The organism is Cohnella sp. LGH (genome assembly GCF_017671885.1).
In the GTDB taxonomy this organism is placed as follows: domain Bacteria; phylum Bacillota; class Bacilli; order Paenibacillales; family Paenibacillaceae; genus Cohnella; species Cohnella phaseoli.
This window is the reverse complement of the sequence record NZ_CP072117.1, coordinates 312321-327609: the sequence shown is the minus strand read 5'-3', so window position 1 is coordinate 327609 and position 15289 is coordinate 312321. Positions and strand designations below refer to the sequence as shown.

Below are 15289 nucleotides of genomic sequence, written 5' to 3'. Positions count from 1 at the left end.
ATGCAGGCCAATGCCGTCACAGGTATCGACTCATCGCTTGCATCCCGCGATTCGCGGTATAGACCGGCCCCTTATCCCACAGCTCCTGATTCAGCAGCTCCAGCGCAAGATACCCGGTGTACCCTTTTGCTTCGAGAGCGCTTACAATCTCATTCATTGGCAGGATTCCCTCGCCCGGCAGCAGCCGTTCCGAATCGTCCAACTCCGGCTGCCGCAGATGAGGCAAGTCGCACAGATGGACGTGGAACAGCTTCTCCACAGGCAGATTTTGAATGTCCGCCAATGTGCCGCCGCTTCTGAAGAAATGGAACAAATCCAGATTGTAGCCGATATGATCGTGTCCGGCATCCTCGACGAGCTTCAAGGTTTGCTCCATATTCTCCAGAATGAACGGGCCGAGCGGCGGGTTCAGGCTCATAAACTCCAAGCCCAGACGAACGCCGTATTTGGCCGCTAGGTCTCCTGCTTTGCGCACGTTGACGAGCGCGGTATCGTACCAGCCGGGATACGCCTTGGCAGCCGGATCTGCGCCGATGCCCAGATTGTTGATCCCAAGCTGCTGACAAAGCCGCAGTTGGCGTTCCAATTCCAGTTCGTAAGCCGGATATGCCTCCTCCTTGGACAGCAGGAGCGTGGCTTCCGGCGAGGCCAGCCCGATCGCCGCGATCGGCACAAGGTCTGCCGCCTTCAAATCCGCCGCCAACTGTTCAACCGTACGCCCGGACAAATACTTGTCCACCTTGCTGATCGCCAGCTCCGCCGCCTGCCATCCCGCTTGCGAGAAGGCCTGGAGATCGTCGGATGTGCTTGCCGGAAGCGTCGTAATTTGCGAGATTGCGATCTTCATACCCGTTCCCCCTGACGCTTACGGTATAAGCGCGCTTAATGTTTTGTAGCCGAGAATCAGCCCGTTGCGATCCTGGACGTAGTTGTTCACGATATCCGACTCTTCCGTAATTTCGCCCATATCGATGGTCTTCGCGAAGACGTCGTCCTCGTGCTCAATGTCGATGTTGCCCGTGTAATTAACTTCAATCAGTGCCGTAATGTATTTGTCCCATTTCACATCGCCCCAGCCCGGCGTTCTCGCACGCCACCAGCCGTGGCCCAAGTCGTCGATGTCCCGGAACAGCGTGCCGAATTGTCCGCTCCGCGCTTTCACATCGTGCAGAATTTCCATATCCTTAGCGTGAGCGTGGAAAATTTTATGCCCGAACTCGTGAATCGCTTTGACGTAATCGATTCCTTGCCACACCATGTGCGACGGATCGATCTCCAGCCCCAGCGCGTCCGACGGAACGGCGTCGAAGAGCACTTGCCAGATTTCCGGGCTGTAGGCGATATTGAGCCCTTCCAAGGTGACATGGTTCATCATCGGGCAGTTTTCCATAGCGATGCGGATGTTGCGCTTCTCCGCTTCCTCGCAGAACCGGGAGAATACTTCCTTGAACAGCGGAATATTCTTCTCGACGGACAATTCGGGATTGCGGCCAGCGAAGGTGGACACCGTTCTGACGTTCATTCTTACGGCCAGGTCCAGCAGCTTGATGAAATAGCGCTGTGCTTCTTCGCTGTGCGCCTTATTCGGATCGAGGTAGTTCGGATAATAGCCGAGCGTGGAAATCTCGATATCGTGATCCTCCAGATCCTGACGAATCTCCTCGATGCGCCGATCGGAAATCGTGTCCGCATTTAACGAAGATTTCGGCCAGGCGCTCAGCTCCATACATTTGAATCCGACTTCGGAAGCGAATTTGACGGTTTCCGGCGTGTAGTTGCCATAAAATCCGAGCTTCATGTGTACCCCTCCAAGTTGTTTGACTATTCAAAATGTAACGCGTTACATTTTCATTATAGAACTGCTTTTCAGATGTGTCAACGCTCAATTTGCAAAAAAAGACCGCAACCCTGTCCATCCGTTGCGGCGTAAAGCACTCAGTATTTCATCGTCGATTCCCGGATAATCAAATCGTGATCCAGAGAAATATTGTTAACGACAGCCTCGCTGTCCGCAATTCTTCTTAGCAGCATAGCGCCGGAATGACGGCCCATATCGAACATCGGCTGAGATACGGTGGTCAGCGTCGGGTTCATGACGGCGGCAAAGTCGATGTTGTCGAAGCCGACTACTGCCAACTCCTCCGGCACTCGAAGGCCTAGGTCCTTCGCTACTTTGAGGATGGAGAGCGCAATCGTATCCGACACGGCAAAGATTGCGGTCGGCCGCTCTTGCATCGTCAACAGTTCCCGCACGTCAAGCTGCGCGCGCTCGAAGCCGAGATCGGCGTGGACCACCCAGCGCGAATCGACTTCGATCCCGTGCTCTTCCAACGCCCGCAGGTAGCCCTGCTGGCGTAATCCGGCCGTATAAATATTGGAGTTGACCAGGGCAATCTTGCGGTGGCCGATCGTGAGCAGATGCTTGACCGCTTTGTAGGCCGCCTTCGTATTGTCGATGCTTACGCAAGGCGCGTTGGCGTTCCCCACATGCTCTCCGCAGATGACGACAGGATAGCGATTCGTTGTCGTGAGCAGCTCGTAAAATTCGAAGGAGGGGTCGATCGTGATCATGCCGTCGGCGAGCTTTTTCTTCACCATATCGTAGTAAAAAAGCTCCCGCTCCGTGCTAGAATCCGTCGTGCACAGCATAATATTGTTGTGGTTCGCCTTCGCCACGCTCTCGATGCCGGAGACGACTTTGGCATAGAATGGATTGGAAATGTCCGGGATGAGCACCAGCAGCCTGTGGCTTCGAGAAGCGCGTAAGCTCTTGCCCAACATGTTCGGCTCGTAGTTTAATCTCTCAATGACCTCTTCGACTTTCTTTCTCGTCTTGGCGGACACCGACGAGTGATTGTTCAATACGCGGGATACCGTTGCGACGGAAACTCCCGCTTCCCGGGCTACTTCATGAATATCTGCCATAGTATCCTCCTGTCGCTTCCTACTTCGATTTTGCACTTTAAAATCAACATGAAATGTAACGCGTTACTGTATTTATATTATAGTATGAGCTGGAATGGCATGACAATACCCCGCACTCTTACTTTATAATCGAATTTCAGCGAATCGGCATTGCCTGTAAAAAAGGCGCGTATCTCCCTAGAGCGTGTCTGAAAACTCGATCCAGGCATCTTTCACAGCCTGCTCGGCAAAATCTTCTGCCCTCGGAGTTTTCAGACACGCCTAGCAGCGAACGCCGCCGGTGAGATACATGCCTCTATTTCAAATCGCCAACCAACATAGACGCAATTTCGACCAAACGATCCTGCGACAGTTTCTCGGCAGAGAGGTCGTCCAGACGATAATAGGCGTACCGATCCCCTTCGCCCTCTCCCCAAGCCAAGCGCTGCGAAGCACTGTCCCGCCCTTTTAAGTAGAAGACTTCCCGCGCGCCGATTTGAACCTTTTTCATCTCCAGCTCGTTCATTTCGTCTGTAAAAATAGCCCGATCCGGCACATTAGTCCATACGCTTAACGAGACTTTATCCCCGCGGTCATTCTCGTAGCTCGCATAATACCCCGTGATCTCGCCAAGCGGAATCGTCCGATAGCTTAATTCCCCGAAAGTTTTAGAGTCCGCCCAATCCTTCCCGTCCGCGACTTCCCATCTAAGATCATGCACAAGCGAGCCCGATTGAAAAACAAAACCGTTTCCGAGTTCATTCAACGGCTTACGCCGATCAATTTCTGCGGCAAATTGCGAAAAGTCGGTATACAGCCGTTCGTTTGCCAGACCGATATAGCGATTCTGGTCCTTCAAGTAAAACACGGCCGCCTCTCCTTCAGCCAACAGGCTCCGCAATGCTCCCGTATCGACCTCATCGACAGACTCGTCACCCGGCATGAAGCCTCTATATTCCAGAGCAACCGAACCATCCGGAGCAAAAAGCTTCCAGGATTCCATCGCATAGCCGAAGCCGCAGGCAAAGAGGACCGCCGCTACGATTAAGGAAATGCGCCATGCACCCATCCGGCCTGGCTTCTTCCCCGATGAAATAACCAACTGCGATTGCTCGGCCCGACTTCTGCTGCGAACTTCCGCCATAATCCGTTCCGTTCTATCGATTCGGGGCAGTCGCTCTTTCAGCGATGTCAGATTCGCTTGCCAATCGATAGGTTGACTCTTCCTCATCTTCTCCATCCTCCATTTTTCCCCAGATTCTTCTTAGCTTGGCTATAGCTCGCTCCACCCTTTTGCGCAAAGCCGACGACGATTGGGGAAAAATCTGTCCGATCTCCTCGTAGGATTTTCCCTCCATCACCCGGAGCACAACCAGCGATCGTTCATCAACCGATAGCCGCCGAAGCGCCCGCTCGCTTTGCACCAGCACTTCCTTCCGTCTCGCAACCGCATACCCTTCATCCGCATGATCCTGACTGAGCGGTTTGAGCAGTCTGGCCAACAACGCCGATCTTTTCCGCTTGCGGAGCAGGTTTAGGCAATGATGATAGGCCATCTTGTACAGCCATGCCGAGAAAGATTGACTGTAGGCATACAGCGCCAACTTCTCGTAAGCTTTGATCAGCACGTCCTGTACCGCATCCTCCGCTTCTTCCCGCTGCATGAGGAGATGATAACAATAGACGTACAAGCGCTGCTGATACCTCTCAATCAGTTCCGCGTACAGCTCCACTTGCCCTTCCCTAACGGCACGAATCAGCATTTCGTCGGAAGCCTCGCACATTCGCTCCTGGTTCATCGCTCTCCCTCCTTCCGTTTTCGTCTATATAACACCCCGGTTGGCTTTTTGTGACTGTTTGTTTTAATTATAGAAGAGGTCGATAAAAAGACCGGCCTGCAACGTCACTGAGAATGACGCAATCGACCGGTCTGTTTTAATAATCCGCCTGCTTGACGTATATCTGCACAGGCTCAATCTTTAATATTCGATTTTCAAGCTCTCTCCGGCTATGTACACCCCTGCGGATCGGGTAATCGGCAGCTTCTGCTCGGCGGTGAACCCGATCGTCTCCCCATCGCGCAAAGCTACATCGTACTCGACGACGTAAGACGCGATATCCATTAGAAAATCGCGCAGCTCGGCAGGCGAAGCCTGGCTGTCGATAATTTCGATCTCGTCCTTGCCCAGCGGCTTCAGACCGCAAGTGTACGCGCTCATTCCTCCCTCGGAGCGGACAAGACCAAAGTAAACGAGATTCAGAACCGGGAAACCCTCGTCGGATTTCAGCAAATCGGCCGCTTCCACAAACATCTCCGGTTGAAACACAGTGCCGGAGGAATAAAGCCCGATGGCATTGGGCAGCTTTAAGCAGCTCGCAGCGAGCTTCGTATACATAATCCCGCTTTCAAGCGCGGAGCGTCCGCGGGGGAATACGGCTACGATCATTTGCGCCACATGAGTCCCGACCACCTCCGCCGCTTCGCGCCACGTGTAGTTCCCTTGCGCGTAGTGCTCGGCTTCGCCGTCCGGTACAGGGGCATCGATAAAGCTTACAGCCAGGGTGAAGCCGTCCGTTTCAAAAACGAGAGTGCCTTCGGACTTCTCATCCTCCGGCGAACAGGAAATATTCCAGTCCTGTACGAGAATTTCCTTCAACCGTTCAAGGTCGCACTCATGGGAGTTGAGAAGAACGAAGCCGGTAAACAGGCCGGATGACTCCTTCGAGTCTGCGTTCAGCTTGTCTATCATCGCGATTGCCTGCCGCTCCGCAGTTGCGGGCTCATAAGGCTGCATATCGCTAATCACATGGCCGCAGTGCTCCGTCTCGAATGCGTTCGAATAGCCGCCGCAAACGCCGAGAAGCCACTTGCCAAGCAGCGATTTTTTAAATCGAAATAAGTAATATTGCATTTCATTCAACGTAAATTGTCCGGCGCATTCTATTCTGCTCGGTCGCTTACCTAACCCGTCATCATTTTCCAACCACTCGATCATTGCTTGTGTCGCTGCTTGCTGCTGAGCTGTCATCCTTCTTTTCCCCCTTGGGTAATTTCCCCGCTGTTGCGGATTCAATTGTTTATCTAGTCTGTAGAGACTTTGTGACGGCCTTGAACAGCTTAATTTTCCAGAGCCCGTTAAGGCTGAAAACCTTTGAAAACCTGCCTTTTTACCGGAATCCGCTCCTTCTCTTTAATACAATAACATAATTTACAATTTCTGAAATGCCGCTCTGGTGAGCGGGAAAGAAGACCCACTCCCTTCCTTAAATCAATCTAAAGATTCATTCTTGTTCCACGTCCTTCCAAAAATAAGGTATAATAGCCTTATTTCCTGTCGATTTATAGGGAATTTTAACTATTAGATATGGAGAGGTGTGCAGTTTTGAAGAAAGCGTTGTCTGTATTCTTGCTAGTTGCTATGCTCCTTGCCGCTTGTACGGAAGGCGGCGAGCCGGAAGTCGTCCAACCCTCCAAGTCCCCAACAGAAACGCAACAAGTCCCTAAGGAAAGCATCGTTAACACTGGCGGCAGGACGGTACTGGACCTCAAAAAGAAGTATGGCTCCGACAAGGACAAGGCATATATGCCTATGTACAATGTTCCTCAGGACAAAGTCTTCCAATTTAAGTTCAACAGCGAAGTCCCAACAGACGCGATCACCGTACACACGGATATTAAGGCGGAGGAGAAAAGCCGGATTTTAGCCTTCACCTGGCCTTTGGACTTCGGGGAAAATAAGAATACAATTGAAGTAAAGCCGAATGGCGCCGTGTTATCGACCTCCCAGCATCTCAACGGCTATAACGGCTGGGGCAATGCCCCGATCTACTACATCCGGATCAACTACGATATGGATGCAACGACTCCTACTCCATTGGAAAAGCCGATTATCATTCCGTTTACGATCAAATCGGAAGTAGAAGTTCCCACCCTTAAATATACCATTAGTCATGACGGCCGATTCAAGCTGACCTGGAACAAGATAGAGGGAGCAACCGAATATAAAATCTACCAGCGCAGCAAGATCGTATTAAGAGAAACGACAAATCTGCCGGTAACAGGGGCTGAAGAGGGCTATATCGGTCCTTCCCCTTTATTGGAGACCTCCTTAACGGAAACCGAGTTCGACGACTTTTTGCTCAACGGCAGCGGCGGCCTTGTAAGCGTCGAAGAAGATAGAGTTTCGGTGCAAAATCAAGGCGTGAACGGCGAATACTACATTACGGCAGTAAAAGACGGCAAAGAGTCTATTTTGAGCAATGCCGTTAGCACCATAGCCTTGTCCTCCCAATTGCCTTATAAGCTTGAGGGAGAGAATAATATATTGTACGAAACATTCGACGGGATTTCTTCTCTACCTTCGAAAATCGATGTCACCTTTATTGATGGCTCCCTCTCTTCGAGAGACGTTATTTATGACCCTAGCAACGTAAGCATCGCAAACGTTGGAAACACCGCAATTCCTGCAGTCATTAAAGGCACGGCGCTGAAAGGCGCAGTATACGTCAAGAATCTGACCGAGGAAGATTTACAAAAGCTAGCGGATGCCCAGCCTAAAGACAGCGCCACGGGCTTTGTCGCGCCTGAAAATACGACAGATTATATTCCTGCGCCGGATGTCCCGACCATTATTGAACCCTCCGCCAGCGAAGAGCAGGGAAAAAGCCTGGAAGAAATCCAGAAGACAAATACGGAGCAGAAAGTTGAAGAAGGCAACCAACAAGCGGTGCCTGTTCCCGAGATCATTGAAGAGGTTCCGCTTAACGCGGACACGGCGCTGGAGGAGTTTCTGGCGATCAACATGATTGATGTTCAGGAGAAAATTTCGTTGAAGGCTTTCCCGGAAGCACAAAACTTCGAGACCATCTCCGATGTGCTGCAGGAGGTTATGTACCAAAACCCGCTTGTCATCGGTCTTAAAGGCTGGGGCTACGACTATCGCACCTTAACGCTGACGCTGAAATACGAGGAGTCCGCAGACGACATCAAGCGAAAGCAGACGGAAGTGCTGGCCGAGGCTAATAAAATCGTGGCGGAAATCGTCAAACCCGACATGTCCGCAGAGCAGAAATATAAAGTTATTTACGACTATCTGAACGATAACACGAAGTATGACGACGCTGCACTTGCCAACGCCGAAGCCAACGACTTCCGGAATATCGATCCCGCATTTAACGATTCTTTTACGACCTACGGCATTATGGTGAAAAAGGTTGGCGTATGCGCCTCCTATGCTTCGGTGTACAAAATGCTGAGCGATCTGGCCGGGCTGGAGACGATTGTCGTCACGGGAAATATGGACGGCGTTCCCCATGCCTGGAACAAGGTCAAGCTCGCCAACGGTTGGGTGCATGTCGATTCGACGAACAACGCTACCAACAGCGGCATTCCCTATCTTCTTTTCTATTCCAGCGATGAGATTGCGGAGTCTTTGAACTTTAAGCTATCCAAGGAATACTGGACAGACTCGGAGCTTTCTAACTTCGTTTCCACGGATGGGTCCAAGGACTACTATGTCGCGAATGGCTTGGAGGCCAAGTCGTCTTCCGAATTCGGCTCCGCGTTGTCGGGGCAAGTGGAAGCAGGAAGCACTCATATTGTGATCCGTTTGGGCGCAAAAATTGATACAAGCGATCTAATGGAAGCGGCTCGAAAAGCGCTGAACGGTCTGCCCGAGAGCAAACGCGAAAAAGCCACCATGGGTAGCCTAAGCAATTACGTGGTCGTCACATTGTAAAAAAAGCTGACTAAAGAAAAGGACCTCAGCCTCCACTTCAGTGGAATTTGAGGTCCTTTTGCGTATTAGCAGGGATATTTCTATACCATGAGAGCACTCAAAGAGTAGGCTCCCCTAGTCTCACTTTACTTCAATCAACCCGGACTTCTGCAGCAGCCGCTGAATAATCGCCGCGACTTCCGCGCGGGTCATGTTCGCCTTCGGCGCCAGCGTATCCGCGCTTCTGCCCGTGCGAACCGCTTCCTAGACGACTAGAACGCGCCGCGTCCGCCGCCCCCGCCTCCTCCTCCGCCGCCAGAGGAGAACGATCCGCCCGAATCTCCCGATTCCGACGATGAACTGGAGGGAGTTGCTTCTCTGATCGACTGTTCAAACGACTCTGTCCAAAGCTCGTAATGGTAGAAGTATGAGTTGTCGACCGTAAAATTATTTTTCTGCGCAGCAGATACGCTTAAACGGGCAATAGCGATCACCTTCTTCGCTACTCCTAGCGGAATTGCGTAAACAAAGTAGTGTTCCCACAGATGAACCGCCATCGGCTCGCACGTCTCAAACTGGCTGTAATCTTGCAAAAAGCGCTTGAAAGCCTGCCATTTCCCATATTCGATCCGACCCATTTTTGTTTTGCGCATCCTCTTGGGGATCAAGAAAATCAAAGGGATTGCGCAGAACATCAGCCATCTCCAAGCATCCGTCGCCAGGAAAAGCAGACCGAAAAACTGAACAACTGACGCTAATTGGACTGTTCGACGCGCAAGCTTGTGGCTTACGATATAGCCGGTGCGAACTCCTGATTGTGCGACCTCCTCTTGCCATTTCGACCAGTGCTCCCTGAAGTCGCCTGGCTCTTCCTTGGCATACTTGCGAATATCCGAGAGCGATATCTTATCGGACTTCATTATTTTCTGGAAGAACCAGTTGATCAGCATCGTCTCGTGCGGTTGAAGCTCTTCTTCCTTCTGCTCCCTCTCCAGAAGCTGGAAAGTGTAGTTGGTCTGCTTTCGACCCGAACCCTTGACCATCTCCATATGGACGCGTTTCTTCCGTACCAGATCAACTAACGTCGCCATGAGATCCTGAGGTTTAACCTCATACTTCTCCAGATAACCAACAACAGCAGGCGTAATATCGCCAGGAAGCTCCCGGTAATATTTCTCTTTCCATCCGAACTTAAACCTATCCCCGAATTTGAGATAAATCCCGCCAGCCAGATTTACAAGCAGAAGAGCCAAGGCGCCAAAGACGCTGCGATCGTCGCCCTCGTTCCCCCAATTCTCTTCTTCCCTCGTAATCGCCTCAAGCATCCTCTCATCGCTTACCCGTGTGCTTTCGGGAACATAAGAGCCGGGAAAGAGAACCCGCACCTCCAGCATCTCCTCGGACGGCAGCGGGCTGATGCGATATCGAATCACGCCGTTGCCCTCAATCTGAAAATCGCCATGAGGCGGTCCATGCCCGAATGCGGTAATCTCTTCGCGTACCGCCCCGTTCGGTAGTTCAACGTCAATATTCACTGTTTCCAACGTGCTCTGATTTCTGCCATCAAAAAACTTCCAATACAATTCTGCCGTATCCGCATAGACCTGCACGACGTTTTTGACCGTATACGTCAATCGAAATGCTTTGGACTCGTCCTTCGATGGACTGAAAGCTTTATATTCGAGCTGACTCCCATCGCTTGATAATTCAGTGCGAAGGGGTATCTCCCGCCCTTCTGAAACCTCAAAGGCCTGAAAATCCTCGATCCCGTCCGACTTTAAGCTGTCAAGCTCCACGACAATGCCATTAAAGGCTCCGTCAAACTGGTACTTGTATGCCTCTGTTACGCGCATATCGCCCTTGCTATTGACGACCGCATGAATATCTACTTCGCTAATCCTGTAGGAGCGTTCATCGGCATAAGCGGGCTGAATAGACAGGAGCAGGACAAACGCAAAAACGAATCCGACAGCTTTAGTCATCCGAGGCACTGGGCTGATCTTCCTCTCCTATATAGGAATAACTGCACCGTATCCGATAGCCATCTCTGGCATTCGTACAGGGGTATAGTCATATTGTCCTATATCGGCTAATGGACTCGCGCCCTTTAGCTTGCGGGCGTCCATTGCAACAGATCGATCTCATCGTCTTCGCCACAATGGCCTAGTCATAAGCAAGGAAATTGGCGCTTTTCATTTGTCACTTGTTTTTGTATGTTAAATACTAACCGCTAGTTAACGGAATTGGATGGCCAAAAGGAGATAGATCCCATGAAGGTTGAACCGGTTATTTTGCAAGGAGTGCGGGTCGCGCTTGTTCCTATGGAAACCTCTCATATTGCTCCGCTTTACGAAGCGCTGAACGATCCGGACATATGGACGTATTCGCCGCCAGGCATGAGAAATATTGAAGACATGAAAGCCTATGTAGAAGCAGCTCTAGAGGAACGATCCCAGGGAGTTTCTATGCCCTTTGTCATCCGCGACATGGAGACGGATCGGCTAGCAGGCACGACTAGGTTCGCCGACATTTCCGTTGCCCATCGGCAATTGGAAATCGGCTGGACGGCTCTTGCTCGAGAGGTGTGGAGGACTCGCGTTAATACCGAGTGCAAGTATTTGCTGCTACGGCATTGTTTCGAGACGTTGGGTACGGTGCGCGTACAGCTTAAGGCCGATTCCCGCAATACCAGATCGTTAAGGGCGATGGAGCGAATCGGCGCTACTCCGGAAGGAGTGCTTCGGAGTCATCGCATCTTAAGAGACGGTTATATCAGAGATACTGCTTATTATAGCTTTATTGCTTCTGAATGGCCGGACGTCCGATTAAAGCTGGAACGCATGCTTTCCGTGTAGCCCGGCATCCAGTGTATCGCGAATACTACAAGTAGAGTCAAGAGGCTGTCCCATAAGCAAAGTTGCATAATAAACGATAATTAAAAAAGGTGTATATATCTCCTGGAGACTGCCTCATACGCTTCTGAAATCACCTCGTAACGGGTTTACCCATTCAAATTTCAGGAGCATATAATCGGAGGGAGATATATACACCTTCACTTTGTTCATCGATTATCTTTCAGAGCAACTTAGTTGGCTTATGGGACAGCCTCTTTTGCGCTGTTAATGAAAAGAGGGATCAGGGCGGAGAAGACGCCGTAGATCGCTTGTTGCAACCGTCGGAAAGTTGCGATATACTCTATTTACTTACCGGTCGGTAAGTAAATTTGAAATAAGGGGGTTAGGGGTTAAATATGGCTTCGACCTATGAAAATATTTTAGAGACATCCTATCGCTTGTTTGCCGAGCATGGATTTGAGAAGACGAGCATGGCGATGATCGCCAAAGCCTTGAACATTTCCAAACCCGCGCTGTATTACCACTTCGAATCCAAAGATGCTATTATCGACACTCTCTTTGAAGAGCTGTGCAGGAGCATCGCTTTTTCGGGCTTTTTTAAGCTTAAGGACTATACGCGGGCAAACTTTGCAGAAAAGCTGACGTCAGATGGATTACATCTGATTGGCAGCCAGCAAGAGGATGCTCGTTACTCTCAAATCATGAAGCAATATCAGGCGCTGGGTTACCGAAATGCAAAATACGCGGAGAGGCTGCTGGAAATATTGGAGGGGTTTACGGCGGGCTTTGCCGAACTGCTGCAACACGGAGCGGCGCTGGGCGCGATCCCGGACGACGATGTGCTGGTTCGGGCGCAAATGCTGAATATGATCCTCGACAGCATCGACAACTATATCAACTACGGCTTTAAGTATGACTATAACGCGATCTGGATTAAGGCCGTAGCCGATATTGTCAAAGGGGTCGATCATGCATGAATCAGACGGCACAGCGTATTACAGCGCTTGATTTTGCCCGTGCATTGGCGATCTTCGGCATGATCGTAGTGAACTACAAGCTTGCGATGCAGGCGGAGAACGACGGACCGACATGGCTAGCAGCTGTCGCCGGGCTGTTCGAGGGGCGGGCCTCGGCGCTGTTTGTTGTCCTGGCGGGGATTGGAGTGTCTCTAATGACCGCGAAAAGCCGCAGTTCCCTGGACAAGGACCTCATTCGACAGAACCGCATAACCTTGTGCAGAAGAGCGGCTTTTCTCGCAATTGCCGGCGCAGGCCTGCTGCTGATCGGCTGGAACGCGGATATTTTGCACTATTATGCGGCGTTTTTGCTGCTTGCCTCGCTGCTGATCAGCGTATCCGACCGGATATTGGCTGTAATGGCGGCCGCTGTTGTGCTGATTTCATCCATGCTGCTGCTTTTGTTCGACTACAGTCGGGGATGGGACGCCGGTTTCCATGTCTATACGGATTTCTGGACGGCTGCAGGCTTTGCACGGAATTTGTTTTTTAACGGGTTTCATCCGTTGTTCCCTTGGCTGGGCTTTTTCCTGATCGGAATGTGGATGGGCCGGAAACGCTGGTTCGGCCAAGAGACCCGCGGCCGTCTGCTGCGAGTCTCGCTATCCGCTGTAATCGGTCTGGAACTTCTTTCCTACGCGCTGACCCACTGGCTCCCGACAGGACTGGATACGGAATCGGCGCAGTATCTGTTCGGTACAAAGCCGATGCCGCCCAGCCTCTTCTATATACTGTCTGCATCCTGCTCGGCATTCGCTGTAATCGCGGCTTGCCTGTATCTAGTCGAACGGAGCGAAGGAAATCCACTGACTCGCGTTCTGATCAGCACCGGACAATTGTCGTTATCCCACTATATCGGGCATGTCGTCATTGGGCTAGGTCTTCTGGAAGCGGTCGGCTATTTGGAAAATGGCCGTCTTTCCTTCGCCGTCCTCTACAGCTGCGGCTATTTTGCGGCAGCCATGATCTTCTCGGCGATTTGGAGAAAACGGCAGCGGCACGGACCGGTAGAACTCCTGCTGAGAAAAGTCGGTTAAAGCAGTCTATGCCGGCATCGTAATGGACATATACTTCACAACTCCCGCGTCGAAGTAAAGGTAGAACCGGATGTAATCTCCCGTTCTATAGCCCCACTCCGTCTCTGTCTCCAGGTTCGGTTTGCCGAGCTTGGAGAGAACTTCTTGCTTGGTCAATCCCACACCGACCCCGTCCTTGGTTTTGTATTGATCGCTTGCAAACAGGAGCCTGGAGTTCAAGGAGATGAGGTTGTCTACTCCTCCATACTCGCCCATCGTTTTAACCTTTTCGGTTACACTGTCGTAAAATCGGAAAGGCTGCATCTGGCTGAATAGCAAGAGTTGGGATTGCCATTCGTCAAAGTCCTTACCGCCGACAAGCAAACGATCGGCGTCCAAGCTGAAGCTGTCGTCTCTCTTCCCGCTGTTCTCCTCGGACAATTCCACTCTGGCCTGCTCCAGAATTCGATCCGCCTCAGCCAGTCTGGTGTCCGGCTCGGCCAACCCTTTGACGAGCAGCAGGAGCATATCGTCGGCATAATAGGACCCGTTCCCCAAATCGACGGTATTCTGCTCAATATTGTAAGGAATCGTATAAATGCCGTCGACCGCTTCCACCCTTAAAGTTACCTTACGACCGGCATCGGAGCTTTCCGCTTTGGCTGCATCCAGACTGATCCAAGCTAGATTCTGTATGACTACGTATTCGCGCTCTCGGGGAATATCAATCCTCTTATCTTCAAGTTCGTCATATAGAGATACGTTCCGAATTTGCTCGACGTCAAAAGGCAGCGCATCCTTTAGCACGCCGAACGCCGTTGACAGCTTCACCGGAATGAGTTTTTCCTGCTGCTCGTTTGCCGTCTCCGTGGGCGGTTGTTGTTCGTGACTCGGTCCGGCTGGAATCTGCTCTTGAGTATCGCCCGACCAGCGCGTCGCCACCCACTTCTCAAGTCTGCCGTAATTAAGCGCCAACCCGAACAAAATCACGAGAACCGCTGCTCCGGCCGCCATTCGTTTCCTTTGGCTTGCCTGCCGTCGCCGAGTCTTAAGCTCCCTCGATTGCGCCACCTGCCGTTGAATTCGTTCCATATGGGCCGCCGTAAAAGTTCTGCGGTTGACCGGATCGTCTTTTAATTTCGCATACCATCCCGGTTCAAACTCATTCATACGCCGCATCCTCCTTCCAATACGCGGACATCTTCACGCGTGCGCGAGCCAATCTGGATTTCACCGTTCCCTCCGATACGCCTAGAACATTGGCAATTTCCTTCATGGACAGTTCGTACTTGCCGTGAAGAACCAGCACCTCTCTCAGTTTTAACGGCAATTCCATGACCACTCGCCAAATCTCCTCGGTCACCGACTGCTCTACGGCTTGCTTCTCGGCGGACGCATTCACGCCCTTATCAGTAATCCAGCCCGTTAAAGTTACCTTTCGCACAAAAGCCGTCCGCAAATAGTTAATGGAAATATTGCGCGTGATCGATAACAACCAGGTTTTAATGCTGGACGCTCCGCGGAATAGATGTATCGATTCGTATACCTTGATAAAAACGTCTTGAGCGATGTCATCCGCCAGATGATGGCGCTTGGTCAGCAGAAAGGCTAAATTCCATACCTCCTGCCCGTACACAGACATCAGTTGCTGTAGGCTTGCCGAGTCCATCTGCTCAAGATGCTTCCAATAGGTTTCGTCCAAGCAGCCTCACCTCCTATGATTAGACAATGCAAACAGGAAGGCGGTTCCCTTTTCTCGAAAAAAAAACGTCAAGACCGGA

13 protein-coding genes are annotated in these 15289 nt (G+C 51.3%); 4 read left to right on the top strand and 9 right to left on the bottom strand.

Annotated features, from left to right (window positions below):
* Positions 1–16 precede the first annotated feature (16 nt).
* The 6 genes from J4772_RS01290 to J4772_RS01265 form a co-directional block, all read right to left on the bottom strand.
* Positions 17–847: a sugar phosphate isomerase/epimerase family protein gene (locus J4772_RS01290; protein ID WP_209073837.1), complete on the bottom strand. Its 831-nt coding sequence runs from the start codon at positions 845–847 to the stop codon at positions 17–19.
* Positions 848–865: 18 nt separating this feature from the next.
* Complete coding sequence (locus J4772_RS01285) at positions 866–1798, bottom strand: sugar phosphate isomerase/epimerase family protein (protein ID WP_209073836.1); 933 nt, start codon at positions 1796–1798, stop codon at positions 866–868.
* Positions 1799–1935: 137 nt separating this feature from the next.
* Entirely contained in the window at positions 1936–2925 is a 990-nt protein-coding gene (locus J4772_RS01280) for a LacI family DNA-binding transcriptional regulator (RefSeq protein ID WP_209073835.1), read from the bottom strand.
* Positions 2926–3220: 295 nt separating this feature from the next.
* Positions 3221–4135: a hypothetical protein gene (locus J4772_RS01275; RefSeq protein ID WP_209073834.1), complete on the bottom strand. Its 915-nt coding sequence runs from the start codon at positions 4133–4135 to the stop codon at positions 3221–3223.
* The gene (locus J4772_RS01270; protein ID WP_209073833.1) at positions 4062–4703 is read right to left on the bottom strand and encodes an RNA polymerase sigma factor; all 642 of its coding nucleotides are present in this window, start codon (positions 4701–4703) and stop codon (positions 4062–4064) included. The genes J4772_RS01275 and J4772_RS01270 overlap by 74 nt, the downstream gene beginning before the upstream one ends.
* 180 nt (positions 4704–4883) lie before the next feature.
* Entirely contained in the window at positions 4884–5933 is a 1050-nt protein-coding gene (locus J4772_RS01265; RefSeq protein ID WP_209073832.1) for a DUF4261 domain-containing protein, read from the bottom strand.
* 354 nt (positions 5934–6287) lie between these two features.
* Here J4772_RS01265 and J4772_RS01260 point away from each other — a divergent pair, with 354 nt between their 5' ends.
* The gene (locus J4772_RS01260; protein WP_209073831.1) at positions 6288–8642 is read left to right on the top strand and encodes a transglutaminase domain-containing protein; all 2355 of its coding nucleotides are present in this window, start codon (positions 6288–6290) and stop codon (positions 8640–8642) included.
* 251 nt (positions 8643–8893) lie between these two features.
* Here the strand turns inward: J4772_RS01260 and J4772_RS01255 are convergent, their stop codons facing one another.
* Positions 8894–10603: a DUF2207 domain-containing protein gene (locus tag J4772_RS01255; RefSeq protein WP_247741153.1), complete on the bottom strand. Its 1710-nt coding sequence runs from the start codon at positions 10601–10603 to the stop codon at positions 8894–8896.
* 288 nt (positions 10604–10891) lie between these two features.
* Here J4772_RS01255 and J4772_RS01250 point away from each other — a divergent pair, with 288 nt between their 5' ends.
* The 3 genes from J4772_RS01250 (at position 10892) to J4772_RS01240 (ending at position 13529) form a co-directional block, all read left to right on the top strand.
* The gene (locus tag J4772_RS01250; protein ID WP_209073829.1) at positions 10892–11476 is read left to right on the top strand and encodes a GNAT family N-acetyltransferase; all 585 of its coding nucleotides are present in this window, start codon (positions 10892–10894) and stop codon (positions 11474–11476) included.
* Between the two features lie 395 nt (positions 11477–11871).
* Positions 11872–12453, top strand: a complete 582-nt coding sequence (locus J4772_RS01245; protein ID WP_209073828.1) for a TetR/AcrR family transcriptional regulator — start codon at positions 11872–11874, stop codon at positions 12451–12453.
* Positions 12450–13529 (top strand): DUF418 domain-containing protein, encoded by a 1080-nt coding sequence (locus J4772_RS01240; protein WP_209073827.1) that lies wholly within the window; start codon positions 12450–12452, stop codon positions 13527–13529. Before J4772_RS01245 ends, J4772_RS01240 begins: the two co-directional genes overlap by 4 nt.
* A gap of 6 nt (positions 13530–13535) precedes the next feature.
* Here the strand turns inward: J4772_RS01240 and J4772_RS01235 are convergent, their stop codons facing one another.
* A complete protein-coding gene (locus tag J4772_RS01235) occupies positions 13536–14678 on the bottom strand; it encodes a hypothetical protein (protein WP_209073826.1) in 1143 nt (380 codons plus the stop codon).
* A complete protein-coding gene (locus J4772_RS01230; protein ID WP_247740971.1) occupies positions 14671–15210 on the bottom strand; it encodes an RNA polymerase sigma factor in 540 nt (179 codons plus the stop codon). Before J4772_RS01230 ends, J4772_RS01235 begins: the two co-directional genes overlap by 8 nt.
* Between the last annotated feature and the right edge of the window lie 79 nt (positions 15211–15289).